Source organism: Mesorhizobium sp. WSM4976 (genome assembly GCF_029625685.1).
Classification (GTDB): Bacteria; Pseudomonadota; Alphaproteobacteria; order Rhizobiales; family Rhizobiaceae; genus Mesorhizobium.
This window is the reverse complement of the sequence record NZ_JARTVT010000040.1, coordinates 14,732-41,398: the sequence shown is the minus strand read 5'-3', so window position 1 is coordinate 41,398 and position 26,667 is coordinate 14,732. Positions and strand designations below refer to the sequence as shown.

At 63.6% G+C, this 26,667-nt stretch carries 24 protein-coding genes; 6 read left to right on the top strand and 18 right to left on the bottom strand.

Annotation, left to right across the window (positions count from 1 at the left end):
* Positions 1–5 precede the first annotated feature (5 nt).
* From P9272_RS32655 to P9272_RS32640, 4 genes are read left to right on the top strand one after another with little or no spacing between them, the layout of a single operon-like run.
* Entirely contained in the window at positions 6–1,082 is a 1,077-nt protein-coding gene (locus tag P9272_RS32655) for a hypothetical protein (RefSeq protein ID WP_278164131.1), read from the top strand.
* The gene (locus P9272_RS32650; protein ID WP_128257427.1) at positions 1,079–1,819 is read left to right on the top strand and encodes a glycosyltransferase family A protein; all 741 of its coding nucleotides are present in this window, start codon (positions 1,079–1,081) and stop codon (positions 1,817–1,819) included. The genes P9272_RS32655 and P9272_RS32650 overlap by 4 nt, the downstream gene beginning before the upstream one ends.
* Entirely contained in the window at positions 1,820–2,545 is a 726-nt protein-coding gene (locus P9272_RS32645; RefSeq protein WP_278164128.1) for a glycosyltransferase family A protein, read from the top strand.
* Positions 2,542–4,050, top strand: a complete 1,509-nt coding sequence (locus P9272_RS32640) for a nucleotidyltransferase family protein (RefSeq protein WP_278164126.1) — start codon at positions 2,542–2,544, stop codon at positions 4,048–4,050. Before P9272_RS32645 ends, P9272_RS32640 begins: the two co-directional genes overlap by 4 nt.
* Positions 4,051–4,097: 47 nt before the next feature.
* Here P9272_RS32640 and P9272_RS32635 read toward each other — a convergent pair whose 3' ends face one another.
* The 6 genes from P9272_RS32635 to yajC form a co-directional block, all read right to left on the bottom strand.
* A complete protein-coding gene (locus P9272_RS32635) occupies positions 4,098–5,096 on the bottom strand; it encodes a sterol desaturase family protein (RefSeq protein ID WP_278164124.1) in 999 nt (332 codons plus the stop codon).
* Positions 5,096–5,521, bottom strand: coding sequence for a hypothetical protein (locus P9272_RS32630; protein WP_278164122.1), 426 nt, complete (start codon positions 5,519–5,521; stop codon positions 5,096–5,098). The genes P9272_RS32635 and P9272_RS32630 overlap by 1 nt, the downstream gene beginning before the upstream one ends.
* An 80-nt stretch (positions 5,522–5,601) precedes the next feature.
* Positions 5,602–6,465, bottom strand: a complete 864-nt coding sequence (locus tag P9272_RS32625; protein WP_278164120.1) for a phytoene/squalene synthase family protein — start codon at positions 6,463–6,465, stop codon at positions 5,602–5,604.
* Complete coding sequence (locus P9272_RS32620) at positions 6,466–6,855, bottom strand: Mth938-like domain-containing protein (RefSeq protein WP_278164118.1); 390 nt, start codon at positions 6,853–6,855, stop codon at positions 6,466–6,468. It abuts the gene before it with no gap.
* Between the two features lie 136 nt (positions 6,856–6,991).
* A complete protein-coding gene (gene secDF / locus P9272_RS32615; RefSeq protein ID WP_128257433.1) occupies positions 6,992–9,541 on the bottom strand; it encodes a protein translocase subunit SecDF in 2,550 nt (849 codons plus the stop codon).
* A gap of 54 nt (positions 9,542–9,595) precedes the next feature.
* On the bottom strand, positions 9,596–9,934 hold the full coding sequence (gene yajC, locus P9272_RS32610; RefSeq protein WP_128257434.1) for a preprotein translocase subunit YajC: 339 nt from the start codon (positions 9,932–9,934) through the stop codon (positions 9,596–9,598).
* A 267-nt stretch (positions 9,935–10,201) separates the two neighbouring features.
* Between yajC and P9272_RS32605 the strand changes: the two genes are divergently transcribed.
* Positions 10,202–11,074: an ATP-binding protein gene (locus tag P9272_RS32605; protein ID WP_278164113.1), complete on the top strand. Its 873-nt coding sequence runs from the start codon at positions 10,202–10,204 to the stop codon at positions 11,072–11,074.
* A gap of 380 nt (positions 11,075–11,454) precedes the next feature.
* Positions 11,455–11,655 (top strand): hypothetical protein, encoded by a 201-nt coding sequence (locus P9272_RS32600; RefSeq protein WP_278164112.1) that lies wholly within the window; start codon positions 11,455–11,457, stop codon positions 11,653–11,655.
* A 77-nt stretch (positions 11,656–11,732) separates the two neighbouring features.
* On the opposite strand, the gene P9272_RS32595 is transcribed toward P9272_RS32600, so the two are convergent.
* The 12 genes from P9272_RS32595 to argS form a co-directional block, all read right to left on the bottom strand.
* Positions 11,733–13,268 (bottom strand): peptidoglycan DD-metalloendopeptidase family protein, encoded by a 1,536-nt coding sequence (locus P9272_RS32595; protein ID WP_278164110.1) that lies wholly within the window; start codon positions 13,266–13,268, stop codon positions 11,733–11,735.
* Positions 13,269–13,596: 328 nt separating this feature from the next.
* A complete protein-coding gene (locus tag P9272_RS32590) occupies positions 13,597–14,250 on the bottom strand; it encodes a protein-L-isoaspartate(D-aspartate) O-methyltransferase (RefSeq protein ID WP_278164108.1) in 654 nt (217 codons plus the stop codon).
* 13 nt (positions 14,251–14,263) lie between these two features.
* On the bottom strand, positions 14,264–15,022 hold the full coding sequence (surE, locus tag P9272_RS32585; protein ID WP_128257438.1) for a 5'/3'-nucleotidase SurE: 759 nt from the start codon (positions 15,020–15,022) through the stop codon (positions 14,264–14,266).
* A gap of 4 nt (positions 15,023–15,026) precedes the next feature.
* Complete coding sequence (gene serS / locus P9272_RS32580; RefSeq protein WP_278164105.1) at positions 15,027–16,331, bottom strand: serine--tRNA ligase; 1,305 nt, start codon at positions 16,329–16,331, stop codon at positions 15,027–15,029.
* A 100-nt stretch (positions 16,332–16,431) separates the two neighbouring features.
* Complete coding sequence (gene tatC / locus P9272_RS32575) at positions 16,432–17,295, bottom strand: twin-arginine translocase subunit TatC (protein WP_278164103.1); 864 nt, start codon at positions 17,293–17,295, stop codon at positions 16,432–16,434.
* Positions 17,292–18,032, bottom strand: coding sequence for a Sec-independent protein translocase protein TatB (gene tatB / locus P9272_RS32570; protein WP_278164101.1), 741 nt, complete (start codon positions 18,030–18,032; stop codon positions 17,292–17,294). The genes tatC and tatB overlap by 4 nt, the downstream gene beginning before the upstream one ends.
* A gap of 82 nt (positions 18,033–18,114) precedes the next feature.
* The gene (locus P9272_RS32565; RefSeq protein WP_095815328.1) at positions 18,115–18,333 is read right to left on the bottom strand and encodes a twin-arginine translocase TatA/TatE family subunit; all 219 of its coding nucleotides are present in this window, start codon (positions 18,331–18,333) and stop codon (positions 18,115–18,117) included.
* Positions 18,334–18,512: 179 nt separating this feature from the next.
* Positions 18,513–19,268, bottom strand: a complete 756-nt coding sequence (scpB, locus tag P9272_RS32560) for an SMC-Scp complex subunit ScpB (protein ID WP_278164096.1) — start codon at positions 19,266–19,268, stop codon at positions 18,513–18,515.
* Positions 19,265–20,065: a ScpA family protein gene (locus tag P9272_RS32555; RefSeq protein WP_278164147.1), complete on the bottom strand. Its 801-nt coding sequence runs from the start codon at positions 20,063–20,065 to the stop codon at positions 19,265–19,267. Before P9272_RS32555 ends, scpB begins: the two co-directional genes overlap by 4 nt.
* 62 nt (positions 20,066–20,127) lie before the next feature.
* Positions 20,128–21,147, bottom strand: a complete 1,020-nt coding sequence (gene nagZ, locus P9272_RS32550; RefSeq protein WP_278164094.1) for a beta-N-acetylhexosaminidase — start codon at positions 21,145–21,147, stop codon at positions 20,128–20,130.
* Positions 21,148–21,280: 133 nt separating this feature from the next.
* Complete coding sequence (locus tag P9272_RS32545; RefSeq protein WP_278164091.1) at positions 21,281–24,763, bottom strand: SPOR domain-containing protein; 3,483 nt, start codon at positions 24,761–24,763, stop codon at positions 21,281–21,283.
* 103 nt (positions 24,764–24,866) lie between these two features.
* On the bottom strand, positions 24,867–26,624 hold the full coding sequence (argS, locus tag P9272_RS32540; RefSeq protein WP_128257445.1) for an arginine--tRNA ligase: 1,758 nt from the start codon (positions 26,622–26,624) through the stop codon (positions 24,867–24,869).
* Between the last annotated feature and the right edge of the window lie 43 nt (positions 26,625–26,667).

Here is a 26,667-nt window from a genome sequence, read left to right as displayed (position 1 = left end):
TCCGAATGGTCCGAGCCGCCGTCGATTCCCGTACGGCGCCTGCAGCATTCGTCCGCCGCGTCATTGCCGACGCGAGTTTCCGGTGGTCCGAATCCGGCGCTGAGCATTGCTTTCGCCTTGGCGGGCTGACGCTGAGGCTGCGCACATGCGGAACCGCGCTCGATCCGGTCATCCTGCCGGTTCTACGCCATGCGCAAATAACGGAAGCCACCGCGGGAGACCGCTCGATCACTGTCTACGCCGTCTCGCATGAGGATGACGGCTTTGCGGCTCCGCCCGCCGAATGGCCCTTTGAAGCCGATGAGGGCAATGCCGTCACCCGGACGGTATGGGACAGCGAGGCCGGCGTCGCAATCGTATCCGACGAGAGCCGCGGGATCTGGCATCTGCACGACCTGTCCACCGGCACCGGCGTCTATTGGGTCGGAGCGGCTGCCCGGCTGCCGATCTGGGAATACGGGTCTCCGCTCCGCCACCACATCCATTGGGGCGCGTTGGCCACGGGCCATGCGATGCTTCATTCCGCTGTTGTCGGCGAAAATGGCGTGGGCGTGATGCTTGCCGGTCCGGGAGGTTCCGGCAAATCGACGCTGACGGCTGCCGCGATCTCCGTGGGGATGCAGACCACGGGCGATGATTTTGTCCTGTTGTCGCAGTCTGGGGCAGACTGGCGGAGCCACTCGCTTTTCGACACCATGAAACTCATTGGAATGGCGGAGACCCTCTTCAGCGGGCTTGCCGAGCAAGCGGTGAACCGGGACCGTAGCCCGGAAGAAAAGGCGCTCATCCCGATCAGCACGACAATACAGGATGCGCTGGTCCCGCAAATGCCGGTGAAGGCTCTTGTCTCCTGCAAACTCACGGGCGAGGACGCTTCGATAATCCGTCCCGCTTCCCGGTTCGAGATGATCCGCGCCCTCTTGCCGAGCACGTCGAAAATCTTGCGGACCGGTCACAACGAGACATTCCAGCAGGTCGCTCGCCTGTCGCGCTCGCTTCCCTGCCATGAGTTCCTGATCGGCAATGATCCGATGGAAGCGACAACTGTGCTGCGAGGGTTCCGGCGGAGACTGAGAGCATGAGCGACGGCCCAAAGATCAGCGTCATCATGCCAGTACGAAATGGCGAGAAATACATCGCCGACGCCCTGAAAACCGTATTCGACCAAGCGTGGCCGGTGCAGGAAATCCTGGTGATCGACGACGGCTCGACCGATCGCTCGCGTGAGATCGTCGAGGCCCTGGCCTGGCGTTTCCCGGCGATCCGTGTCCTCGATGGGCCGCGGCGCGGTCCGGGGCCAGCCCGAAATGTCGGTCTGCGGATCGCCGGCGGCGAGTTCATCGGCTTCCTGGATTGCGATGACCTCTGGCCGGCCGACAAGTTGTCGCTGCATCTCGCACGCTTTGCCCGAGCACCTCGTATGGATGTCGTTTCCGGCTTCGTCAGCTATTTCGACCGACAAATGACGGATGCGCCCGCACCCGATCCGGCGGCGATAACAGACGAACTTTTCCATGTTCATCTGGGTGCAACCCTTTATCGTCGGACAGTCTTCGAGCGGGTTGGGTTATTCGACGAAAACCTTCTCTATTCCGAAGACGTGGACCTCATGCTTCGGATTCGCGAAGCCGAAATTCCAATGACGATCCTAAACGCGGTGACCCTGTGCTACCGCCGGCACGCGGAGTCGATGACGAGCACTTATACGGCGGAAGAAAAGCGCGACTTCAACCGCGCCCTCATGCAGTCGCTCATGCGTCGGCGCAAGAACGGCAACGCAAAGCCGTTGCCTCCCTTCAAGCATCTGATGGAGGAATGAGTGGAAACGCCGTTTTTCAGCGTCATCATTCCTGCATGGAACGCCGCCACCACGCTTCATGAGACGCTCGACAGCATCGCCGAGCAGAATGACCCTTCACCGCGGGAGGTTATCGTCGTCGATGACGGCTCGACCGATCGCACGGTCCAGGTCGCTCAGGACCATTCATCACACCCGCGCATAATCAGGAAAGTCAATGGCGGAGCGCCGTCCGCATTCAATGTCGGCATAAAGGCCACCCAGGGCGCGGTTCTGGCGTTCCTCGATGCCGACGACCTGTGGATGCCCGACAAGCTCGCGCTTCAGCGGGCCGCACTGGATTCGGATCCCTCTCTGGACGCCGTGCTGGGCCACAGCGAAACCTTCGAAAGCCCGGAATACCCCGCGGAAGCCTTTGTCTCTCTCCGCTATAAGAAAGGCCGCTATCCGGGCTACCTCGCGAGTTCGCTTGCGGTGCGGCGAAGCGCTGTCGAACGGCTCGGCATCCTGTTCGATGAAACCCTGCGCACTGGCTCCTTCATAGATTGGTACCGAAGGGCTGTTGCCGCGGGCATGAAAGTGACCATGCTAGACGAGACGGTTCATCGACGCCGTATTCGACCAGGCACGTTGTCCAGAAGGGTAGCCGGCGATGCACCGGCCGGCATGGCATCCGACTTTCTTGAAATCGCACGCCGGGCGATCATGGCCAAGAGGGGTGATGATGATGGAGAAAGAGGGGGATGAATTGGCCTCTCTGGTACCCGTCCCTTGATCGCGCCTGGCCCACTGGTGATCACGAGCGTCTCCTGCTGGCCGCCGTGCACGTCGATCCGGTGGTGGCCGAAAGGGAACTGCGCGCCTGGATCGGCACGCACGACCTGGACGACTGCACGTTCAGCGAGCAGCGGTTGATTCTCGCCACCTGGAACAGGCTTGGACCCGGTTTGAGGGATCTGCCGGATGCGCCGAGGCTTGCCGGGCTTCAACGGATGCTGTGGACGCGAACCATGCTTCTGATGAGAGAATGCCAACCGGCATTCGCGGCGCTGGCCGAGGCGAACGTGCCGATGATGCTCATCAAGGGAGCCGCGCGTGCCGCTGATCCCGTTGGACGGGGTGGACGCTCGTTCCACGACCTCGATATCGTGGTCCCGAGGAACCGGTTGGGAGACGCGCTGCAAGTGTTCATTGAACTGGGCTGGGAGCCGTCGAGCGGCTCCAGCGCCATGCGCATGCTGACGCTGGCAAGATGGCTGCGCAGCGTCAATCTTCACAAGGGCCGCTACGGCGACATCGATCTTCACGGCTGCATCTTTCGTCCGGGCCAGGGCAGTCTCGGCGACGACGACCGGGTCTGGGAACGAGCCAGATCGGTGGAGTTCAATTCGGTGGCCTGCGGACTGCCGGTCCGGGAAGACTTGGCGGTGATCGCCGTCGCCAATGGCGGTCTCGACGCCCATGCCAATAGCGACTGGCTGGTCGATCTGTCCCGCCTCATCGTTGAACACGGTTTCGATTGGAGGCTGTTTTCCGACGAAGTTCTCGCCCGCGACATTGCGGTGCCGGCATTGATCGCGCTTGGCTGGCTCAAAGCGCGGGCAGGCTATGCCGTTGACTTAGAGGCGATGAGACGCTTCGAGGCGGCCCTTCCAGGGCCTATGACCGCGTGGATGGCTTTCGTTCAAGCAAGGCCCAGGCAAAGTGAGACTCCGGCCGGTGCCGCCCTTCGTTGGCTTGCAAAGACGCGTCGCAAGTCGCTTGAGCTCGCCGGATCCGAACCACGCGGCGAGCAGAAACCGGGACCGCGCCTGAAGACGAAATTCAGCAGAGGTTTGCCTGCTGGCCAAGGCGTGCTGCGCGCTGATCTGCCTCTCCCCGCTTCCGATCGCGCCGGCATTTTGCGCTTGCACATCCGATTGCCGGCCTCGGTGAAATGGCGGCGTCTCGCCTTCGAGATCAACAGCGACGCCGGGCATATTGCCGCTTTTCATGTGCGCCCGAAACTTCCGCGCGCGGAGACCGCATTGGACGTCTTTTGCGAAATCCAACTTGACACTTCCCCTGGCGCGACAAGGGTCTGGCTTGAAAGCCGGCCGCTGCGATCCGCACGAATGCTGACCGAGGAGAACGCCGCGCGCTACGCCGCGCCCCGCTTCTGGCTGGTCAGCTCGGAATTTGGTCCCGGCGCCTCTCCGGAAGCGCTCATCGACGGCATTTCCCGTGAAGACTCCCCAAAGTGGAAGCGATGAAAGGCTCGCTGATCTTGTCGGAGGCACGAAGCGGCTCGACTTGGCTGTCACCGAAGATCGTATCGCGCGCATTGCGGCAGCGCCCTCTCCTCGCTTTGTTCTGCCGGCTCGGCACGCGCTGGCGGCAATCCCGGCTTGCCTGCTTGGGAAGGATTTCGCCTGACATAGGCCGCCTTCAGCGTTTCCGACGTGTCGCGCGAGCCGTCATGGCTCCAGCCCGGCGGCTGGATGAAATAATTTAAGCGCTGGCCGGGCGTCAGCCCCGGCGCCAGCGCATCCTTGAACATGCCGATCCATTCGTGGAACGCGACTTTCAGCGGATTGAAGGTGCCGATATTCTTGACGATGCCGTAGCGCGGCCGGTCTTCCTCCAACTCCTCGACGAAGGTGCCGAACATGCGATCCCAGATGATCAGCGTGCCGGCATAATTGGCGTCGAGATAGCGTGGATTGGTGGCGTGGTGGACGCGATGGTGCGAGGGCGTGTTGAAGATGAACTCGAACCAGCCCCACATCTTACCGATCGTCTCGGTGTGGATCCAGAACTGCCAGATCAGGTTGAAACCGAAGACGAAGGCGATCACCGCCGGATGGAAGCCGGCGAGCACCAGCGGCGCCTGCAAGATGAAGGTGAAGGTGAACAGCCCAGTCCAGCTCTGCCTCAGCGCCGTCGAGAGATTGTAATGCTGGCTGGAATGATGGTTGACATGCTCCGCCCACACCCAGCGCACCCGATGCGCGATACGGTGATAAACATAGTAGCGCAGGTCATCGAGCAGGAAGGCGGTGACGAACACCCAGATCGATAGGCCGAGATTGAAGAAGCGGAATTGCCAGAGCCACAGCAGAGCCCGGTAAGACACGACACCGAGCAGCAGGCCGGCAACAACATTGCCCGTTCCCATCATCAGGCTGGTCAGCGTGTCGCACGTCTCGAACGATCCCTTGGCGCGGCCGGTGCGCACCAGCCAGAGCTCGATCAGGATCGCCGCGACGAAGAAGGGAATCGCAAGCTGGGTGACCTGCGGGAAATCATACTCGTCCATCACGCCGCCTCCCGGATCCGATCGCTATTCTGCAGGGTCGCCGCCACGGCTCGCGCATCAGCTTCGCCGACAAAGAGGAAGCTGCCGCCCTTCCAGGTGAAATCGTTGAGCCGCAACGACACCACATTCCCTTCCCTCGTCACCGTCAGAATGTCGTTAGGCGTGACGATGCGCGTCAGAAAGCAGTCGCCGATGCTATGGACAATGCCGCAGCGTTGCGGGCCAAGGTCGACAAACGCGGCATGATTGTCGGCGGTCAGCCGCACGGCGCCCGGCTTTTCATCGGGAAAATCCTCGGCAAAGCGAGCAAGCGCCTGATCCGCGCCGGCAAGCGTCGCGGTTGTCGTGCCGCCGGCGAAATGCACGGCCGCGACAGACAACGCGATACCTAACACGACCAGGACCACAAGGACTGGCAGGCCCATGGAATGGCGGCTCCTCCAGCGGCTCGCATTTCTTTGATGCAAGTCACGCGACAGAACCCCTAGCACGATTGACGTTTACGTCAAAGGGGCCTCCAGCCTCGCATCGCATGACGCAGGAGCAGCCAGTGCCGGTGCAGGATGGAAAGCGTCGCCGTGACGCTGAGTGGCGACCTGACCGTCTCCGTCCTGTTGAGATAAGCGCGGGTCAGCGCCAAAGGCAGGAAGGCCGGCCGCAACGAAACGGGAAGCGCCGCCGCACCTTTCTCGAACGCGTTGAGATGCTCCCGCGCCAGCGCGATCATCGCCGCAACCGCCCGCTCGGCGGCAGCCCCGCCCTCTTCCTTGACGAACTCTTCCGGCGTCGTGCCGGCTGCCGCGAGGATATCTGCGGGCACAAAGCACTGGCCGCGCCGACGGTGCAGCGGCAGCAGAAGCAGCAAGCCGGTGATCGCCTGCGCGCAACCGGCTCGGCCAGCCACTTCGGCAAAGCCCGGCGCCGCCAACGGATCGAGCACCATGGCCGCAAGCTGGATCAGCGCCGCGGCCGTCTCGCCGCAATAGCCCTCGAGATTGGTCCGCGACGGCATTGGATCGTCATAGAGATCGAAGATGCGCGCCTCGAGCATGTTCTCGAATGCAGCTTTCGGCAGATGGTAGGCGGCGATCGTCGCGCGCAACGCATCGGCGGTCGGGTGGCCTGTCCCGGCATCCCCGTCGGCCGCGATGACGTCTCGCCACCATTGCAGCCTGACCTCGCCTGGCAGCGGCTCATGGATGCGATCGCGCACGCTGCCGATCTCGGCATTGAAGGCGTAGAGAGCAAGCAGCGCGTCACGCTTGTCGGCCGGCGCGTAGAGCGCGGACAGGTAGCGGTCATGGTCGGCGGCGCGCACCGCTTCCATGACGATGTCGCAATTCTTGACGATGTCGAGCGTGCCGGCCATTCAATCGACGGCGATCAGCGCGGCGGCCACGGCGCGGTCTTCGGCCAGGAGCACATTGTAGGTCCGCACCGCCGCGCCGGTCGACATCGGGTCGGCGGAGATTCCGGCCTCCTTGAGTGCAGCGCGCAACGATGCCGGCAGCGGCCGCAAATCCCTGCCCATACCGACCAACAGTATCTCGACCCGGTCGGCTTCGGCGAGCAACCTATCGAAATCCGAGGCCTTCAGCGCCTGCGGATCGGCAGGTTCCCAGCCATGGATGCCCGACGGAAGGACAAGCAGCGATCCGCGATGCGACATGTCCGCGAAGCGGAAGCCGCCATTGCCATAGGCCTCGATCGCCGCCTTGCCCGGGAAATGCGCCTCGCGGATGATGATGCCTTTAGCCATATATCTAGAGCGTAGCTCATCCGGCTCTAGAGCATGATCCCGAAAAGTGGGAACCGGTTTTCGGAAAAGATCATGCTCCAACAAAAGGTTAGATCAGGAGGACAGTTCAACGAAACGTCATCCTGATCCGGCAGCGTCAGGTCGTCACGGCCTTGCCATTCACCGGTTTCTTCTCCTCTTCGGTCGCGGCCTGCGGCCGCAACTTGAACAGGATCAGTAGTGGCGCGGCGATGAAGATCGACGAATAGGTGCCGAACACCACGCCGAACAGCATCGCCAGCGTGAAGGAGCGGATCACTTCGCCGCCGAACAACACCAGCGCCAACAGCGCCAGTGATGTCGTGACCGACGTCAACGTGGTTCTGGACAGCGTCTCGTTGATGGCGTTGTTCAAGAGCTGCGGCAGCGGCATCTTCTTGTATTTTCGAAGATCCTCGCGGACGCGGTCATAGACGACGATGGTGTCGTTCAGCGAATAGCCGATGATGGTCAGGATCGCCGCCAGCGACGACTGGTTGAACTCCAGACCGGTCAGGACGAAGAAGCCGATCGTCATGACCACGTCGTGGACTGTCGCCACGATGGCGCCGACCGCGAACTGCCATTCGAAACGGAACCAGACATAGAGCAGGATACCGGCCAACGCGATCAGCATGGCGATCGTGCCTTGCTTGGCGAGTTCGCCGGAAACCGTCGGCCCCACGACTTCGACGCGACGGAAGTCGTACTGGTCTTGCAATTCGCCCCGCACCTTGTCGATGACGGTCTGTTCGGCGTTTTCGCCGGCGTCCTGCGTGCCGACGCGGATCAGCACGTCGTTCGGAGCGCCGAATTGCTGTACCTGGATTTCGCCGATGTTGAGGTCCGACAGTCGCGAGCGGATGTCGCCAAGGTTCGCGTCGCCCTGCTTGGATTGTACCTCGATCAGCGAACCGCCCCTGAAGTCGATGCCGTAGTTGATGCCGAGGGTCAGGAATCCGACAACCGAGAGGATGGACAAGGTGCTTGAAAGCGCAAAGGTCCAGCGGCGGATCCCCATGAACGGGATCTTCGTCCCTGGCGGAATGAAGGTGACCGGGGCGCGCGGCAATTCCTTCGGACGGGCGCGCCGCAGCCAGATCGCCACAAGCATGCGGGTGAAGGTGAAGGCGGTGAAGACCGTGGTCAAAATACCGATGGCATAAGTGATGGCAAAGCCCTTGACCGGCCCCGTGCCGAGGAAGAACAGCACCACGGTGGCGATCAGCGAGGTGACGTTGGAGTCGACGATCGTCGCCAGCGCCTTGGAGAAACCGGTGTCGATCGCCTGGATCACCGAGCGGCCGTTGCGCCGCTCCTCCCGGATGCGCTCATAGATCAGAACGTTGGAATCCACCGCCATGCCGATGGTGAGCACGATGCCCGCAATACCAGGCAAGGTCAGCGTGGCGCCGAGCAGCGACAGCGCCCCCACGATCATCGCGACATGGACGGCCAAGGCAATGTTGGCGAGAAAGCCGAGGAAGCCGTAGGCGACGAACATGAAAGCGACGACGAGGATCGAGCCGATCACGCCCGCCACCTTACCGGCGTGGATGGAGTCCTGCCCGAGGCCGGGACCGACCGTGCGCTCTTCGATGATGGTCAGCTTTGCCGGCAAGGCGCCCGCTCGCAAGAGCACGGCAAGATCGTTGGCGCTTTCTGCCGTGAAATTGCCGGAGATCTGGCCGCTGCCGCCAAGGATCGGCTCGCGGATAACCGGCGCCGAAATCACCTGGTTGTCGAGCACGATCGCGAATGGCTTGCCGACATTCTGCTGGGTCGCCTGACCGAACCGTGTCGCCCCGCGGGAATTGAAGGTGAACGAAACCACCGGCTCGTTTGTCTGCGAGTTATAGGTCGGCGTCGCATTCGACAGATCTTCACCCGACACGATGACGCGGTTTTCGACGAGGTAAGGGACCGGAGGATCGTCCTGCGAATACAGGATGGAATCGCCTGGCGGCGGACGGTTCTTCATCGCGTCTTGGACCGGCACCGACGTGTCCACCATCTGGAACGTCAGCTTGGCGGTCTGGCCGATAATGTCCTTGAGCCTCTGCGGATTCTGAAGTCCGGGAACCTGGACCAGGATACGATCGTCACCCTGGCGCTGCACAATCGGTTCTGTGGTACCGAGCGCGTTGACGCGCCGTTCGACCACTTCGATCGCCTGCGACAACGCCGTCGACGTGCGATATTTGATGCCCGCATCCGTTACCGTGAACTTCAACAATCCCGGCTCGGAGTTGTCCAAAGTCATCGACTGGACGGAACCGCCGCTGAAGAGACCGGCGGTGATCGGATTGGTTATCGGCTTTAGTGCTGTCTTTGCGGCTTCGACCTGGCTCGGATCGTTGATACGCACTTGCACAGTTCGACCTGTCCCCCCCAGGCCGGTATATTGGATCTTGGCGTCACGCAGCAGCGTCCTGATCTCGTCCCGCGTCGTCTCCAACTGATCCTTGATCAGGTCATTCTGATCCATCTGGAGCAGGATGTGCGAGCCGCCCTGAAGGTCGAGGCCTAGCGTCATCTGCCGCTTGGGCACCCAGCTCGGTAGCTGCGCCAGCGTGCTTGCCGGAAAAAGATTGGGCGCGGCGAGGATCACTGTGATGGCCACGGCGAGCCAGATCAGGATCATCTTCAGGCGCGAGAAATAGAGCATTCGTTCTTATCCGTTCAGGCGTACAAGCGGCAGCGTTCCGCCATCGACGTTAGGTTACTTCTTGGCGTTCTGGTTTGCCACCGGCTCGCCCTTGACGCGCACGTCCGTGATCGTCGAACGGAGCGCCGTCACCTTGGTTCCGCCGCCAAGGTCGATCTCCAGCTCATTGTCGTCGATCACCTTGGTCACCTTGCCGACGAAGCCGCCGCCGGTCACCACCGTATCGCCGCGGCGCACCGCCGAGAGCATTTCCTGACGCTTCTTCAACTGCGCGCGCTGCGGCCGGATGATCAGAAAATACATGATCACGAAAATCAGGACAAACGGCAAAATCGAGATGAACATGTCTGGCGAAGCGCCGACGCCCTGGGCGTATGCCGGTGTAACGAACATCAAGAAACTCCTGGATGGTGAAATTCCGCCGCGGCGGCCCCACGAAAATTTGGCCGGAATATAGTCGGTAAACTTGCCAATGCAACTGCGCCGCCAGCCCAATCCGTTGCTTTTCCAGCCGTTTGCGCCGTGCTAGAGCGTCGCAGCGGAAGTGGCTTGGAGTCCACAGAAAAGATCATGCTCCAACAAAAGCTTGGGACTGGTTCTTGCAGCGATGTCATGGAAGCTGCTCCCACACGCTGAAGTGCCTCAACAAAAAGACCCGAAATGACCGACAGCCTGGACGCCTTAAACAAGAAGCTGGACCGCCTGATCGAGGCGGTGTCCCGCCTCGCCCCGCCGCCCGTGCCGGAGACCGACCTGGGTGTCGCCGACTGTTTCGTCTGGCAGGCTGATCCCGGTTTCCTGGAGCCGGTGCGCAAGGTAAACCGCGTCGACATCGGCCTGATCCGCGGCGTCGACCGCGTGCGCGACATCCTGCTCGACAACACCGAGCGCTTTGCGTCCGGCTACGCAGCCAACAATGTGCTGTTGTGGGGCGCGCGCGGCATGGGCAAATCGTCCCTGGTCAAGGCCGTGCATGCCACCGTCAACGCCTCGGACAAGCTCGACCGGCCGCTGAAGCTGATCGAGATCCACCGCGAGGACATCGACACCCTGCCCAAGCTGATGGCTCTCCTGAAGGCAGCGCCTTACCGATTCATCCTGTTTTGCGACGACCTTTCCTTCGACCATGACGACACCTCGTACAAATCGCTGAAGGCGGCTCTGGAAGGCGGCGTCGAGGGCCGGCCCGCCAACGTCATTTTCTATGCCACGTCCAATCGGCGGCATCTGTTGCCGCGCGACATGATCGACAATGAACGGTCGACCGCCATCAACCCCTCGGAAGCGGTCGAGGAGAAGGTCTCGCTTTCGGACCGTTTCGGCCTGTGGCTCGGCTTCCACAAATGCTCGCAGGACGAATATCTCGACATGATCGACGGCTATGTCCGCTATCACGACCTGGCCATCGATCCCGAGCAGTTGCGCGCCGAAGCTCTGGAATGGGCAACAACGCGCGGCAGCCGTTCCGGCCGTGTCGCCTGGCAGTTCACGCAGGACCTCGCCGGCCGGCTCGGCAAGCCGCTCAAGGATTGAATGTGACCTGGGCGGCTGCGCCCGTCGCAAGTTGCCGCCGCTTCGTTCCGACATGCCGCTGGGCCCGAATCCGAACAAGGGAACCGTCAGGACGATGATGTGGCAGCGGACCGCCCGCGCCAGCGTGCCGGCGATCGAGATGCGCTCCAGCGACTATCTCGGCCACGGCGCGATCAGCTATTCTCGCTGATCGCCCTGCCCTCCATCATCGAGGACAACACCGTCGCCTTCATTGGCGACCTCGACGCAACTCATGCCTGGACCTTCACCAAGGACGTCGCCTGGACGCTTGTCGAGGCCACACCGGCGAATGGGGACGGGCGTTTCATGTACCCTCGCAACACGCCTCGCCCAACGAGCTTATCCGCAAAACCGCCGCGATGCTCGACCGGCATATTGCCGAGACGCACTCCTACTCCATCCCCGAAATGGAAGCGCTGGGCATGCAGGAGCTGATCGAGATGAGGTATTTCCTCGAGACCCCCTGCTGGTTGATTCCTCCGACGCGGATACGCTTGGGCGTGAAGGCCAGCAGCCTTGAGGAAATGATCGCCGACACGCTCCGCATCCCGCTCAACTGAAAAAACCCGCTCCTTGCGGAACGGGCTGAAGACGGCGGGCCGGACTGGAGGTCAGGCGGCCCGCAATTGTTCTTGTTCTATTCGAGATAGCCGGACGGATCGACTGGTGCCGAGTTCTTGCGCACCTCGAAGTGCAGCTTGGGCGAGTCGGTGGTGCCGCTCATGCCGGACAGCGCGATCTCCTGGCCACGCTTGACCTTCTGGCCGCGCTGCACCTCGATCGAGCTTGCGTGGCCATAGACGGTGACTAGGCCGTTCTCGTGCCGCACCAGCACGGTGTTGCCGAATTCCTTGAGGCCGTCGCCGGCATAGATGACCACGCCGTTCTCGGCTGCCTTGATCGGCGTTCCTTCCGGCACCGCGATGTCGACGCCGTCCCTGCCGGAGCCGAAGCTCGAGATCACGCGGCCACGCACCGGCCAGCGCATCTTGCCAATGCCCGTCGCGTCGGGCGCCTCGGCATTGTCGTCCTCGGCCTGCTGGATGACCTTGGCGTCCTTCTTCGGCGGTGTGTAGGAGGCGAGCGCCTCGGTGGTCTTCGCCGGCGGCGGTGTCGTCGCCGTCGTCACCGGATCGACCGCCGGCTTGGCTGTGGTGGCCGTCGGCTTGGCAGCGGCAACCGCGACGGTGCCGCCGGCCGGGACCTTGAGCGTCTGTCCGATCTTGAGCAAGCCGTCCTGCATGCCGTTGGCCTGCTTCAGCGCTGTGACGCCGACGCCGGTCTTCCTGGCGATTGACGACAGCGAGTCGCCCTGCTGGACAGTATAGGTGCCTCCGGCGCCGGCAGGCTTCGCCTCGGCCACCTGCGTCGCGGGCTTGGGGTTCTTGGAACCAGCAGCCGCCGCCGATGTGTCGACCTGAGCGGCCGACTTGCCGTCCTTGACCTTGGGCTGCTGCGGCAGCACCGCGACTTTCTCCGGCGCGCCGGCAGGCTGCTTCGGCGCATTCGCCGGCTTGCCTTGGGCGACCTTCGGCTCCGCCTTGCTCGAATAGGCATAAGCGGGGATGACGATCTTCTGGCCGGACCGGATGCCTTTCTTCGGATCGATCCCGTTGACCTTGGCGATCGCATCGGCCGGCACATGATAGTGCGCCGCCAAGCCCGAAAGCGTCTCGCCTTCCCGGACGACGATTTCGGTCGCATGCGGCGCAGCGCTGGCGTTGCGCACGGCGTCGGGCTCGGCCGTCTTGAAGGGCTTTGCGGCCGGCGCGACGGTGCCGGTGGCCGTCCTGTCGAGATGCGGCGCCGGCGCGAGTGCCGGAGCCGGTGCGAGACCGGGAGCCGAGGCGGTACGCATCGGCTTTGCCGTAGCCGGTGCTGAGGGCGGCGGCAATTGCTGAGCCGTGACCGGCTCGAGGCTGGAGCGGCTCACCGACTGGGTGTGCGTGCCATCGACCGGCGCAGGCGCGGCCGTGTCGCCCGGATAGGGCTGGTCGACATTCTGCTTGTTGATGATGGCGCGCTGATTGTTGGTGGATGATGTGAAGACATCATCGACACCGTTGAAGCGCATCGACTGGGAACTGCACCCGGCCGCCGCGCCGGCAATCATCAGGACAGCGCAACCGCGCGCCAGATTGCGTCTGTTTGCTTTCAAGTGATTGAATTGCATCGCACTAACCCGCACAGACCCGGTACAAACTGACCCTGATTAAAGCGCGTTAATGTTACTGGCCGGTTAACCCATTAGAATCCGCCGAAAATTTTCTTAAAACATTGGCGGAAATTTTGGCGGGCCGAAATTCAGGTCGGGATCGCGGCGGGCGCGCCGGCTTTCCGGCGGATTTGCGTCCGGTTTCCAGGCCACGACTTCGCCTCTCTCTGAAGCGGAGAACAGAGTTGGCTGGCGGTCGGGCTGGCCCCTCGACACAAGTCTCATCGACCACGACCCGACCCGGTCGGTTTGCGGCTGGACCTTTCGCTGGAACGGTTGAGAAAGCCTAGATTACGGCCGCGACGCTGCGCAGGATCGGCTGCAATCTGACCATACCGATGTCCTCGCGCTCGAAGCGGCTGCCGACCTTGGTGAGCTTGGCCAGCACCTGCTCGCCCTCTTCAGGGCCGATCGGCGCAATGACCACGCCGCCGCTCGACAATTGATCGAGAAGGAAGCGCGGCAGGCTGTCGAAGGCCGCCCAGGCGACGATGCGGTCGAACGGCCCCTCATTGGGCAGGCCGTTGGAACCGTCCGCCTGGCGGACGATGATGTTGCTGATGGCAAGCGCCTCGAAGCGTTGCTTTGCCTGCTCGGTGAGCGTCTTGTAGCGATCGGTGGTGATGACGCGCGCGGCAAGCCGCGACATGACCGCGGCCGTGTAGCCCGAGCCGGTGCCGATCTCGAGCACGCGATTGCCCGGCTCGATGTGCAGCGCGGCGATCACCGCTGCCTGCAGATCGGCGCCCTCGATCGCTTCGCCGCATTCGATCGGCAGCATGCCGTCCGACCAGGCGAGCGCATGGAACTGGGCCGACAGGAAGCCGCGCCGCGGCGTCGCCTCGAAGGCCGCGACCAGCGCCTTTGGCGCCGTGCCCCTGCCCCGCAGCCTGAGCAGGAAAGCGGCGAACCCTTCGCGGTCGTCGATGCCCGTGTTCATGCCAAAACCTTATCTATGACAGCGCCTTGGTCAGTTGGTCGCGGAGTTCATGGGCGGTGAAGTCGAGCTGGAGCGGCGTCACCGACACCAGCCGGTTGCGCAGCGCATGAAGGTCCGTGCCCTTCTTGCCCTCGACCGGCTCGCGGCCGAAGCGCAGCCAGTAATAAGGCAGCCCGCGCCCGTCGCGCCGCTCGTCGACCCAGAGGCTATGAACCAGCTTGCCCTGCGATGTGACGACGGTGCCTTCGACCTCGTCCGGCGCGCAGTTCGGGAAATTGACGTTGAGCAGCACGCCGTCCGGCAGCGGCGTTTCCACCAGTCGTTTCAGCAGCGCCGGCGCCAGAGCTTCGGTCGTCTCGTAAGGAACGACGCGATCCTCGCCGACATAGGAATAGGCCTGGCTGACCGCGATCGAGCGCACGCCGAGCAGCGCGCCTTCCATGGCGCCCGCAACGGTGCCGGAATAGGTGACGTCGTCGGCAATGTTGGCACCGGAATTGACGCCGGACAGGATCAGGTCCGGCGGTCCGGGCAGGATTTTTTTCGTGCCCATGATGACGCAGTCGGTCGGCGTGCCGCGCACCGCGTAATGCTTTTCGCCGATCTTGCGCAGCCGGAGCGGCTCCGAAATCGACAGCGAATGCGCATAGCCGGACTGGTCCTGCTCCGGCGCGACGACCCAAACATCGTCGGACAAAGTGCGGGCGATGCGCTCGAGCGACGCCAGCCCTTCAGCGTGGATGCCGTCGTCGTTGGTCAGGAGAATGCGCATCAAGTCACTTCGCTTCGATCTTGGTGAGACCACCCATGTAAGGCCGCAGCACTTCAGGAATGGTTACGCTGCCATCCTCATTCTGGTAGTTTTCGATAACGGCAATAAGAGCGCGGCCGACTGCGGTGCCCGAACCATTCAGTGTATGGACGAAGCGGTTGCCCTTGCCGTCCTTGTCCTTGTAGCGGGCACCCATGCGCCTGGCCTGGAAATCGCCGCAGACCGAGCAGGACGAGATTTCGCGATAGGCGTTCTGACCCGGCAGCCAGACCTCGATGTCGTAGGTCTTGCGCGCGCCGAAACCCATGTCGCCGGTGCAGAGCGTAACGGTGCGGAACGGTAGGCCGAGGCGCTTCAGCACCTCCTCCGCGCATTGCGTCATGCGCTCATGCTCGGTGATCGAGCTTTCCTGGTCGGTAATCGAGACCAGCTCGACCTTGTAGAACTGGTGCTGGCGCAGCATGCCACGCGTGTCGCGCCCGGCCGAGCCCGCTTCCGAGCGGAAGCAAGGCGTCAGCGCCGTGTAGCGCAACGGCAGTTTTTCATGCGCGGTGATCTCCTCGCGCACGAGGTTGGTCAGCGGCACTTCAGCTGTCGGGATCAGGCCAAGCCGACCGTCGCCATGCGGCGTGAAGAACAGGTCTTCCTCGAATTTCGGCAGCTGGTTGGTGCCGAAAAGCACCTCGTCGCGCACCATCAGCGGCGGGATGACCTCTTCATAACCATGCTCGGTCGTGTGCAGGTCGAGCATGAACTGGCCGAGCGCGCGCTCCATGCGCGCCAGTTGGCTCTTCAGCACAGTGAAGCGCGAACCGGACAGCCTTGCCGCACGCTCGAAATCCATCATGCCGAGCGCTTCGCCGATCTCGAAATGCTCCTTCACCCAGTTCGGGCGCGTCGGCACCTCACCGACGATGCGCTTGACGACATTGTCATGCTCGTCCTTGCCGACCGGAACGTCCTCCAGCGGCACGTTTGGCAGCACCGCCAGCACGTCGTTCAGCGCCTTGTCGAGGTCGCGCTCGCGCGCCTCGCCATTCTGGATGAACGCCTTGATGTCGCTGACTTCACCCTTGAGCTTGTCGGCAAGTGCTGAATCGCCCGAACGCATGGCGTTGCCGATCTCCTTCGAGGCGGCATTGCGGCGCTCCTGCTTGACCTGCAACTCGCTCAGATGCGAGCGCCGGGCCTCGTCCTTGGCGATAAGGTCGTCGACCGTGGACTGCGCCTCGCCTGCCGACCACGAGCGCTTCACCAGCGCCTCGACAAGGGCCTTCGGGTTGTCGCGAATCCATTTGATGTCAAGCATGGTCGATCCTCAAAAGTAAGGATCGAGGGCGTAAACCGCATCCGCCATCGATGCAAGTCGGCGGGCAGGCGCACCGCCGCGATTTTCCGGCTTTAGCGACTTACGTCGACGGCGCGTCTGGCGAGTCGCTCGCGACCGAACTCCCCGCCTCTTCCTGCTCGCGCGCCAGGCGGTCGCGTGCCTGTGCGCGCTCGATCATGCGCGACGACCAGATCGCGACCTCGTAGAGGATGATGGTCGGAATGGCGAGGCCGCACTGGCTCATCGGATCGGGCGGCGTCAGCACCGCGGCGACCACGAAGGAAAGCACGATCGCCCATTTGCGCTTCTCGGCCAGCGCCTGCGACGACAGCAGGCCGACGCGCGTCAGAAGGCTGGTCACCACCGGCAGCTGGAACACCAGGCCGAAGGAGAAGATCAGCGTCATGATCAGGCTGAGATATTCCGACACCTTCGGCAGCAGCGAAATCTGCACCTGGTCGTTGGTGCCGACCTGCTGCATGGCCAGGAAGAACCACATCACCATCGGGGTGAAGAAGAAATAGACCAGAGAGGCGCCCAGCAGGAACAGGACGGGTGACGCGATCAGGAACGGCAGGAAGGCGCTGCGCTCGTTCTTGTAGAGGCCCGGCGCGATGAACTTGTAGATCTGCGTGGCGATCAGCGGGAAGGCGATCACCATGCCGCCGAACATGGCGAGCTTCACCTGGGTGAAGAAGAACTCCTGCGGCGCCGTGTAGATCAGCTCGACCTTGTGCGGGTCGAGGCCTGCCCACTGCGTTGCCCATTTGAACGGGATGACCAGAAGGTTGAACAGGCGCTTTGCGAAGAAGAAGCAGACGAGGAAGGCAACGAAGAAGCCGCCCAGCGACCAGATCAGGCGGCGGCGCAACTCGATGAGATGCTCGATCAGCGGCGCCGACGATTTCTCGATTTCTTCCCGCTCCTTGTCCGATACGCTCACTTGGCGGCTCCCGCCGTCTTCTTGATGTCGCCCGCCATTTTCTTGCTATCGGCGACCTTCTTGGTGGCAGGCTTCTTGGCAGCGTGAAGCTTTGCCTCAGCCTTGGGCGCGGCCTTCTTGCCGGGCGCGGCGGCTTTAGCCGCAGCCGGCGTCATCTTGACGGCAGCCTTTGCGGCGGATGCCTTTGATGCCGTCTTGGCCGTGCCGGCGCTCCTTGCCTTGGCGGTCGCCGCCTTTTTCGCCGGCTCGGCCGAAACGGCGGTCTCCGAAACCGGTACCGTGACGGAGGCGTCCGTCATGGCCGGAAAAGTCGGAGCGGCCGGGGCGGGCTCGGTTGCGCCGACCCCGGGCATGTCCGTCGAGCCATTCTTGAGCGGCTCGGCAGGTTGCGGCGTGTCTGCCGCCGGCGCGGCAGGATCGGCGGCGGGCTTCGGCTTCATCATCGTATCGACGCCGGCCCGCACATCGGCCGCAGCCTGCTCGAACGGATTGAGCTGCTTGCGCACCTCGTTCATCGGATTGAGGCTGCGGAGACTGTCGATCGAGCTCTTCACGTCGTCGAGCTCGGCCTCCTTAAGCGCTTCGTTGAACTGCTTCTGGAAGTCGCCGGCCATGGCGCGCAGTTTCGCCGCCGTGCGGCCGAAGGTGCGCAGCATGTTGGGCAAATCCTTGGGCCCGACGACCACGATCATGACGACCGCGATCACCAGCAGTTCGCTCCAACCGACTTCGAACATGGCAATCTATTCCGACTCGTGCACGCCGCCCGCAAATGCGAAGCGGTTTTGGGACAACGGCATGCTCAAACCAACAATCGGATCAGCTCTTGCTGACCTTTTCCTTGCCCGGCGAAACAGTCTCGTCGGCGCGGTGCTCGACGGTCCGCTTGTCGTCAACGTCGTCGTCAGCCATGCCCTTTTTGAAACTCTTGATACCCTTGGCCATGTCGCCCATCAGTTCCGGGATCTTGCCGCGGCCGAACACCAGCAGCACGATCACCAGCACGATCATCCAGTGCCAAATCGAAAACGAACCCATAACGATCTCTCTCGAATGTTTTCCCTCGGCGATGATCTATGCGTTTTCGCTCGGGGTTTCAAACACAACCGCAATGAAGTTGATAAAATGGCTAGCGGATGTCACGCACTTTCGGCGTGAACGCCTTGCTACGAATCCGCGCAGGCCTTGCTAATAGACCATCCGTGCCGGTTCCGCGGTCACTCTTCCGTGACGCGCGGCGTCAGCAGCCCGAGTTCCTCGAGGTCGATATCGGTCAGCTCATCCTCATCCTCGGTCAGCGCGTCCGGATCCGCTGGCGGCACCGGCATCGAGAAATTGGCCGGCATGCGCGTCGAGAGCAGGCCGGCGCCCTTCAACTCTTCCATACCGGGTAGATCGCGGATCTCCTCCAGCGCGAAATGGTCGAGGAAGGCGTCGGTGGTGCCATAGGTCACCGGCCGCCCGGGCGTGCGGCGACGGCCGCGCATCCTGACCCATTCCGTTTCGAGCAGCGTGTCGAGCGTGCCCTTGGAGGTCTCAACGCCTCTGATGTCCTCGATCTCGGCGCGCGTGACGGGCTGGTGATATGCGATGATCGCCAGCACTTCGAGCGCCGCGCGCGACAGCTTTCTCTGCTGGACGGAGTCCCGGCTCATCAGGAAAGCCAGGTCACCCGCGGTACGGAAGGCCCAGGCATCGGCGACCCGCACCAGGTTGACGCCGCGCTTGGCGTAGATCTGCTGCAGATCGGCCATTGCGGCGGCGATGTTGACGCCTTCCGGCAGGCGCGCGGCAAGCTGCTTTTCGCTGACCGGCTCGGCGCTGGCGAAAACGATCGCCTCGGCCATCCGCACGGCTTCCGACAATTGCAGCCGCTCGGCGGGGTTTTCGATGGATCCCTGCTCGGCCATCTCGTCTTCCGGCCCGTCCTCGACCTTGAACGGGATCACCGAAGCGTTGGCGCGTTCGCTCATGATACCACCTCGACTGCCTTCACCCTTTGCCCGCGGCCGCGCAGATAGATTGGCGCGAACACCTGATCCTGCCGCACCTCCAGTTTGCCCTCGCGCACCATTTCGAGCGTCGCCGCGAAGGAACTGGCCATCGCCGTGCGCTTCTCTTCCGGCGCTGCCAGATACTCGATCAGGAAGCTGTCGAGCGCCGTCCAGTCGCCGACCGAGCCGACCAGCCGCGCCAGCACCTCACGCGCATCCTTCAGCGACCACACGGCGCGCCGGGCGATCGTCACATTGTTGATCGCCTGCCGCTGGCGCTGCTGCGCGTAGGCGGTGAGCAGATCGTAGAGCGAAGCCGAAAAGCTGTTGCGCTTCTCGACGATGACCATTTCCGGCATGCCCCGCGCGAAGACGTCGCGGCCGAGCCGGTTGCGGTTGACCAGCCGCGCCGAGGCGTCGCGCATGGCTTCCAGCCGCTTCAGCCGGAATTGCAGCACCGCCGCCAGTTCCTCGCCGCTTTCGCCCTCCTCGCCCGGCTGTTTCGGGATCAAGAGCTTCGACTTCAGGAAGGCGAGCCATGCCGCCATCACCAGATAATCGGCGGCAAGCTCGAGCCTGAGGGCCCGCACCTTCTCGATGAAGGCCAGATACTGCTCGGCCAAAGCCAGTATCGAAATGCGCGCCAGATCGACCTTCTGGTTGCGGGCAAGATGCAAGAGAAGATCGAGCGGCCCTTCGAAACCGGCCACATCCACGACCAGCGAGGGGTCGCCGGTCAGACGTGAATCGTCGTTCTCGGCCCACAGGCGGTCCATCGGTGCGGCCTTCGCGGCCTTGCCTTCCAATGTCTCCGCCACGTGCCTTTCGTCCCTTCGGTTCAGGCCACCGCTTCGAAATAGGTGGCGAATTCTGCGCGTATCGTCGTTTCGTCGGCGACGTCGCGATCCTTTATATAGGTCAGCGCCCGCTCCGCGCGTTGCAAGGACTTGCCCGACAGCGCCGTCGTGCGCGAGGCGATCCCCGACATCTCCTCGAAAACGCCGTTGCAGTGAAGGACGAGATCGCAGCCCGCCGCAAGGATCGAGGCCGCCTTTGTCGGGAAATCCCCAGAAAGTGCCTTCATCGAGGTGTCGTCGCTCATCAACAGCCCGTCGAAGCCGATCTCGCCGCGGATCACTTGATCGACGACCTTGGCGGACGTCGTCGCCGGATTGTCAGGGTCGACGGCGCTGTAGACGACATGCGCCGTCATCGCCATCGGCAGCTCGTTCAACGCCTTGAACGGGGCGAAATCATGCCTCCTGAGCTCCTCGAGCGGCGTATCGACGGTCGGCAGCGCGAAATGCGTGTCGGCGGATGCCCGACCATGGCCGGGAATATGCTTCATCACCGGCAGCACGCCGCCCGACATCAAGCCCTCGGCCGAGGCCCGGCCAAGCTCGATCACAGCATTGGGCTCCTTGCCATAGGCGCGCGCGCCGATGACGTCGCTGGCGCCTTCGACCGGAACGTCGAGCACCGGCAGGCAGTCGACGGTGATGCCCAGGCGGGATAGATCGAAGGCATGCAGCCGCGCCAGCAGCCAGGCGGCGCGGCCGCCGGCTTCCTTGTCCTCGCGCCACAGCGCGCCAAGCGCGCCCCCTGCCGGATAGTTCGGCGCCAGCGGCGGACGCAAGCGCTGCACCCTGCCGCCTTCCTGGTCGATGAAGACCGGTGCATCCGGGCGGCCGACGCAGTCGCGCATCGTGGCGACAAGCTCGCGGATCTGCCCGGCCTCGCCGATGTTGCGCGCAAACAGGATGAAACCCCAGGGACGTTCGTCCCGATAGAAACGGATCTCGTCTTCGGTGAGGGATTTCCCGGCGCAGCCGAGGATCATGGATTTTGATTCGCTCATAGACGGGAGCTTAAGGCTTTGAGCGAGCAAAGGGAATCACCCCTGCCCTTGGATGGGCCAAAGCCCACAACCGTCCACAACGAAAAGCCGGCGCGGCCTTTCGGCGGCGCCGGCCTTTGTAAAGCTGAGACCGTCAGCGCGACACGAAGCAGTTGCCGCCGGCCGCCTTGTAGCTGGTGCAGAGCGCGATCGCATCGTTGCGCGACTGGGCCGGTACGCGGACGCGGTAGAAGGTGCCCTTGCCCGCGACCTCGGCCTTGACGATGTTGGCGGTGTGGCCGGAGAGCACGCTGCCATACCGGCGCTGCAGGTCCTGATAGGTGGACTGCGCGCTTTGCACCGTCGGCTGAGAGGCGATCTGCATCGACCACGAGCCGCCGCCGGCGGCTGCCGCCGGATCGATGGAAGCGACCTGGTCCGGCTTCACCTCGCCGACAATATCGACCGGCTGGTCGGACGGACGCGCCGGCGCCACCGGCACCGTCGCCGGCGTATTGCTCGACTGCGACTTGGCTTCAGCCTTCTTGGTGGGCTTCGCCGGCTTGACGGTCGACGCATCGGCCTGGCCCGTATCGGCCTGGCTCGCGTCAGAAGCCACCGTTCCCGTCTGCTGGCCGTCGGAAGCCGGCGCGACATGCTGCGGCGCCGGATCGCTCGGCTCGGCAGCCGCGACCTTCGGCGCGGCCGGGGCCGAATCCTCGCGCGGCACCAGCGAGCCGTCAGGCTTGACCATCATGGTCTTCACCTTGCGCGGCGCGACGGCGACGACGTCACTGTTGGCCGTGTTGTCGGCATCCTGCTGCAGCACCTGGGCGATACGGTCTTCCGACTTCGGCGCCGGTGCCGCCGGCTGCGCGCTTGCCGGCGCGGCAGGTTGCGCGCTTTCGGGCACATCCGCCTGCGTGACGCCGGGCAGTGCGGTGCTCGAATTCTGCGCGGCGTCGGTGCCGGCCGCGGCGTCGTTGGGCGAAAGATCTACCACGCGGCTCGGCGGCGGTTCCTTCGAGGCCAGGTCCACGGGCTGCTCGGTGGTGTTCACCAGCTTCTGCTGAACCGGCTCGGTGGGCTTGGCCGCGCTACCGCCCTTGGCAACCGCGTCGTAAACCTTGCTGTCCTGGTTCGGCACCACCGTGCCACCTGGATTTTCGGGCTTTACCTTGATCGGCGAATTGTCGGCCTTGACGATCACCGGAGCCTCGCTGCCGCCCTTGCCGCCGAAGGAGACGGCCAGCGCGCCAAGGCCGCCGAGCACCACCACGGCGCCGACCAGAGCCGCGATCATCGTGCCGCGACGGCGCGGCTGCGCCGCCTCGCGTTCGGCAAGACCGGGGATCGCCATCGCCTCTTCGAGCTCAGGATCGTAGTCGAGCTCGTCGTTGGCGAATTCGTCCGCCTGCGAGACAGGCCGGCTGCCGGGCAGATCGTCGGCGTCATAATCGTTCGCGGCGGCGAAGGAAGCCGGAGCGGCTGGAGCCGCCTGAGCCTCGGCCCGCAGGTCGCGACGGTCATAGCCGTTGAACCCCGCGCTGTAGGTTTCGTCGTCATAGCCACGGTTCTGCACGGGCGCCGACGCGATCTCCGTCGCGTTCATGTCCGTGAGCAGGCTCGCGAATTCCGCGTCCAGATCGTCATAAGCGGCGGCGGCCGGCTGATCGTCCTCGAAGCTGAGCTCCGGAATGTCGAGATCGTCCGCAAGTGCGACAACGCGCTCCGGCACATCGATCGTCTCGACGTCCGGGACGTCGTCATGCTGGCGGGGCTGCGGCGTTGCCGTCGGGGCCTGCGCCGGCTTGGCATAGGCGGAATAATCTGGTGCCGGCTCGTTGCGGTAAGCAGGCGTGGTCATATGCAGCGGCGCTGAAGGCGCTGCCATCTGCACCGGCGCCGCGGGGGCCGGCGGTGCCGCAAACGGGGCTTGCACAGGCGGAGCGGCGGTCGGGGTCGAACGGCTCCAAGACCTTGTCTGCTCAACGGGCGTCGGATGCATCCAATCGGACGAATTTGCCGGAGGCCTCGCGCTGGCGGCGGCCGCCTGCTCAGCTTCGATGCTCTTGGCGAAAGCGGCGCCGAAGGCGTCGTCGTCGAAATCGATGTCCTGTTCGGCCGCGGAAGGCCCGGTCCTGGAGGGCTCGGCCTCTGCCGAGGCGGCAAAATCCTGGCGGTCGAGCTCGTTGGCGAGCAGATCGTCCAGGTCGCTGTCGGCCGGCTGGGCGCCCTGTCCGCCCTGCGCCGGCTGGTGCTCGTCGAGATCCCAGTCGAGATCGTCGGCGGCCGCATGCCCACCGGCATGGCTCTCAGGTTCGGCAACCAGCCGTGGCGCGGGAGCAGGCTCCTTGACCGCCGGCATCGGCCGCGCGGTCATGGCGCCGAGCAACGCGTTGAGCTCGTCCTCCAGGCTGCGCTCGGTGGCGGCCGGCTTTGCCGGTTCCACCGCCGCGAACGGAGCGACCGGAGCACCGGCGACTGGTGGGACCGGAGCGGCGACGACCGGAGTCGGCGCGGCCGGCTGCAACGCGGCGGCGGGCTCCACGGCCGAAGCCTGCGGCTCTTCGTTCAGCGCGTCGCGGAAGCTCAGCTCTAAATCGTCATCGAGGGTCAGCGCGGCAGACGGTTCGGGCGCGACGGGTTCCGGCTCAGCGGCAAAGTGGGCGGCCTCCGCCTCGACCATCGGCCCCGGCTCATCGCCGAGCGACAGCTCCGGTTCCTGAAAATCCTGGTCCTCGCCGAGATTGATATCGTCGCTCAGCGCCTCGTCGAAACGGCCGGCGAAATCATCTTCGGAGATCGGCGGGGCGGCTGCATGATCTTCGACCGGCTCGACGGCCTGCGCCCGCGGCTCCGGCTCATGGCTTTCAAACGACAGCTCGTCTTCGAGCGATATGTGGACCGCACTGTCGAAATCGGCGTCGAACGCTTCTTCGCTCGCGGCCTGCATGGCTTCGACGGCATCCTGACGTGCGTCCACCGGTTCGTGATGGTCGAGCTGGAAATCCTGGTCCAGCGAAGCCGCCATTTCCTGGTCGATCGGAAGATCATCTTCGAGCGGCGTGACATGCAGCGAACTGGCGACTGCCTTGTCGAAATCATCGTCGAAAGCGACTTCCGGCTCGGGAGCGACTTCCGGTTCCGGCGTAAAACGCTCAGACGCGAAATGCGCCTCTGGCGCGACTTCGGGCTCAGCGGGCACGTGCGGTTCTGAAGCGAGCGGTTCTGGAGCGAACTGCGGCTCCGGTGCGCGCGCCACGGCAAAGTCGGCATGATCCGCCGCGTCGTCAAAGACGAAATCCTGCTCGAAGGAAGCCGTCAGTTCGTCGTTATTCGCGACGGCACTGGCGGCATCGAAAGCCGGCTCATGGCTGATCTGGTGGATGCCAGCCTGCTGAGCGACCGGCGCGCTTTCCTCGACGGAATCGAACTCGCCCATCAACTCCTTCTCAAGGTCGATGTCGAAATCGTCAGCCCCCGCGCTGGCCGGCATGGCCTTCTCGGCCGCGGGGGCCGTTTGCCTGACCGGCTGGCGCGGGTCGAAACCCATGATCCGGGTCAGTTCCGCGAACGGATCATCGTCGGCGATATCGTTGTGGTCGGCTACTTTCAGCGGGGTTCTGTCTGCCATTATTGTTCCCGAACTCGCACAAAGTCGGACGCCATGGACGTCGCGCAGGGTTGGCCCTTACCAGCGCAATGTGGGCAAAAGGTGACAGGTTTTTTAGTTAAACCTAACGCATTTCCGTGGGCGCGTCTGCCCCGATTAGCGTCAGGCCGGAGGTCAAGACATCCGAAACAGCCTGCACCAGCCCCAGTCTGGCATAGGTTGATTCTCGGTCGTTAACCTTAACAAAACGTAAGTCCTGGTTGTCGTGGCCGCGATTCCACTGTGCATGGAAGCCTGAAGCCAGGTCATAGAGGTAGAAAGCGAGCCGGTGCGGCTCCAGCGAAAGCGCAGCGGATTCGATCAATCTTGGATATTCAGCCAGCTTCCGGATCAGCGCGATTTCGCCTTCGTCGGTGAGCGCAGCCACCGAGGCCGCGAGCCGGTTGCGGTCAAAATTCGCCTCGCCGAGCTGCTCGCTCGCCTGCCTAAAGACGGAATGGCAGCGCGCCGAAGCGTACTGCACATAGAACACCGGATTGTCCTTCGACTGTTCCGTGACCTTGGCGAAGTCGAAATCGAGCGGCGCATCGTTCTTGCGGTAAAGCATCATGAAGCGGATCGGGTCGCGGCCGACCTCCTCCACCACGTCGCGCAACGTTACGAAATCGCCGGACCGCTTCGACATCCGGACCGGCTCGCCGTCGCGGAACAGTTTTACGAGCTGGCAGAGCAGCACCGTCAGCTTGACCGTATCGCCGGCCACCGCCCGCGCCAGCGCCTCGAGCCGCTTCACATAGCCGCCATGGTCGGCGCCGAGCACATAGATCAGATCGACAAAGCCCCGCTCGACCTTGTCCTTGAGATAGGCGACGTCGGCGGCAAAATAGGTGAACGAGCCGTCCGACTTGACCAGGGCCCTGTCCATGTCGTCGCCGACAGCGGTTGAGCGGAACAGGGTCTGCTCGCGATCTTCCCAGTCGTCCGGCTTCTCGCCCTTCGGCGGCGGCAGCTTGCCCTTGTAGATATGCCCCTTGAGCGTCAGGTCGGCGATCGCCGCGCGGATCTTCTTGGCATTGTCGGCGTGCAGCGTGCGCTCGGAGAAAAACACGTCGTGATGCACGTTGAGCAGCGCCAGATCCTCGCGGATCATCGCCATCATCGCGTCGACAGTGCGATCCTTCACGATCGGCAGCGCTTCGTCTTCCGGCATCTCCAGCAAGCCGAGGCCGAACTCCTCAGCCAGCGCCTGACCCACCGGGACCAGATAGTCGCCTGGATAAAGACCCGAGGGGATCTCGCCGATGTCTTCGCCAAGCGCCTGACGATAGCGCAACAGCGCCGAACGGCCGAGCACATCGATCTGCGAGCCGGCGTCGTTGATCACATATTCCTTGGTCACGTCGTAGCCGGCGAAGGCCATCAGATTGGCTAGAGTGTCTCCGACCACGGCGCCGCGGCAATGGCCGACATGCATGGGGCCGGTCGGGTTGGCCGAGACATATTCGACATTTGCCTTGCGGCCGCCTCCGATGGTCGAGCGGCCATAATTGCGCCCCTCGCCAAGCAGTGCCGCCAGATGCGCGTGCCAGAACGCGTCCTTGAGCCTGAGATTGACGAAGCCAGGCCCAGCGATCTCGGCCGAAGCGATATCGGCGTCGCTACGCAGCGCTTCGGCGAGTTTCTCGGCAAGCGCGCGCGGGTTCTGTCCGGTGGGCTTGGCCAGCACCATCGCCGCATTGGTGGCGAGATCGCCATGGCTCGCGTCGCGCGGCGGCTCGACCGCGATGCGCGACAGGTCGAGCGCGGCCCCCTCCTTGTCCTTGAGAGCAAGGGCTTCGACGGCCTTTACGATCCGCGCGTTGAAATCGGCGAAGATATTCATTGGATATGCTCTGGGCTTAAGAAGCACCGGCCCACCGGCCGGC

What these genes read in the sequence shown, in the direction of transcription:
- P9272_RS32555 (WP_278164147.1), bottom strand. Translation starts at nt 20,065, where the DNA reads ATGGACCGCCTGTGGGCCGAGAACGACGATTCACGTCTGACCGGCGAC.
- P9272_RS32605 (WP_278164113.1), top strand. Translation starts at nt 10,202, where the DNA reads ATGACCGACAGCCTGGACGCCTTAAACAAGAAGCTGGACCGCCTGATC.
- P9272_RS32590 (WP_278164108.1), bottom strand. Translation starts at nt 14,250, where the DNA reads ATGAACACGGGCATCGACGACCGCGAAGGGTTCGCCGCTTTCCTGCTC.
- P9272_RS32565 (WP_095815328.1), bottom strand. Translation starts at nt 18,333, where the DNA reads ATGGGTTCGTTTTCGATTTGGCACTGGATGATCGTGCTGGTGATCGTG.
- tatB (WP_278164101.1), bottom strand. Translation starts at nt 18,032, where the DNA reads ATGTTCGAAGTCGGTTGGAGCGAACTGCTGGTGATCGCGGTCGTCATG.
- P9272_RS32640 (WP_278164126.1), top strand. Translation starts at nt 2,542, where the DNA reads ATGAATTGGCCTCTCTGGTACCCGTCCCTTGATCGCGCCTGGCCCACT.
- P9272_RS32595 (WP_278164110.1), bottom strand. Translation starts at nt 13,268, where the DNA reads ATGCAATTCAATCACTTGAAAGCAAACAGACGCAATCTGGCGCGCGGT.
- serS (WP_278164105.1), bottom strand. Translation starts at nt 16,331, where the DNA reads ATGCTTGACATCAAATGGATTCGCGACAACCCGAAGGCCCTTGTCGAG.
- P9272_RS32600 (WP_278164112.1), top strand. Translation starts at nt 11,455, where the DNA reads ATGCTCGACCGGCATATTGCCGAGACGCACTCCTACTCCATCCCCGAA.
- scpB (WP_278164096.1), bottom strand. Translation starts at nt 19,268, where the DNA reads ATGAGCGAACGCGCCAACGCTTCGGTGATCCCGTTCAAGGTCGAGGAC.
- argS (WP_128257445.1), bottom strand. Translation starts at nt 26,624, where the DNA reads ATGAATATCTTCGCCGATTTCAACGCGCGGATCGTAAAGGCCGTCGAA.
- surE (WP_128257438.1), bottom strand. Translation starts at nt 15,022, where the DNA reads ATGCGCATTCTCCTGACCAACGACGACGGCATCCACGCTGAAGGGCTG.
- P9272_RS32650 (WP_128257427.1), top strand. Translation starts at nt 1,079, where the DNA reads ATGAGCGACGGCCCAAAGATCAGCGTCATCATGCCAGTACGAAATGGC.
- P9272_RS32620 (WP_278164118.1), bottom strand. Translation starts at nt 6,855, where the DNA reads ATGGCTAAAGGCATCATCATCCGCGAGGCGCATTTCCCGGGCAAGGCG.
- yajC (WP_128257434.1), bottom strand. Translation starts at nt 9,934, where the DNA reads ATGTTCGTTACACCGGCATACGCCCAGGGCGTCGGCGCTTCGCCAGAC.
- P9272_RS32655 (WP_278164131.1), top strand. Translation starts at nt 6, where the DNA reads ATGGTCCGAGCCGCCGTCGATTCCCGTACGGCGCCTGCAGCATTCGTC.
- P9272_RS32630 (WP_278164122.1), bottom strand. Translation starts at nt 5,521, where the DNA reads ATGGGCCTGCCAGTCCTTGTGGTCCTGGTCGTGTTAGGTATCGCGTTG.
- P9272_RS32635 (WP_278164124.1), bottom strand. Translation starts at nt 5,096, where the DNA reads ATGGACGAGTATGATTTCCCGCAGGTCACCCAGCTTGCGATTCCCTTC.
- P9272_RS32625 (WP_278164120.1), bottom strand. Translation starts at nt 6,465, where the DNA reads ATGGCCGGCACGCTCGACATCGTCAAGAATTGCGACATCGTCATGGAA.
- nagZ (WP_278164094.1), bottom strand. Translation starts at nt 21,147, where the DNA reads ATGAGCGAATCAAAATCCATGATCCTCGGCTGCGCCGGGAAATCCCTC.
- P9272_RS32545 (WP_278164091.1), bottom strand. Translation starts at nt 24,763, where the DNA reads ATGGCAGACAGAACCCCGCTGAAAGTAGCCGACCACAACGATATCGCC.
- secDF (WP_128257433.1), bottom strand. Translation starts at nt 9,541, where the DNA reads ATGCTCTATTTCTCGCGCCTGAAGATGATCCTGATCTGGCTCGCCGTG.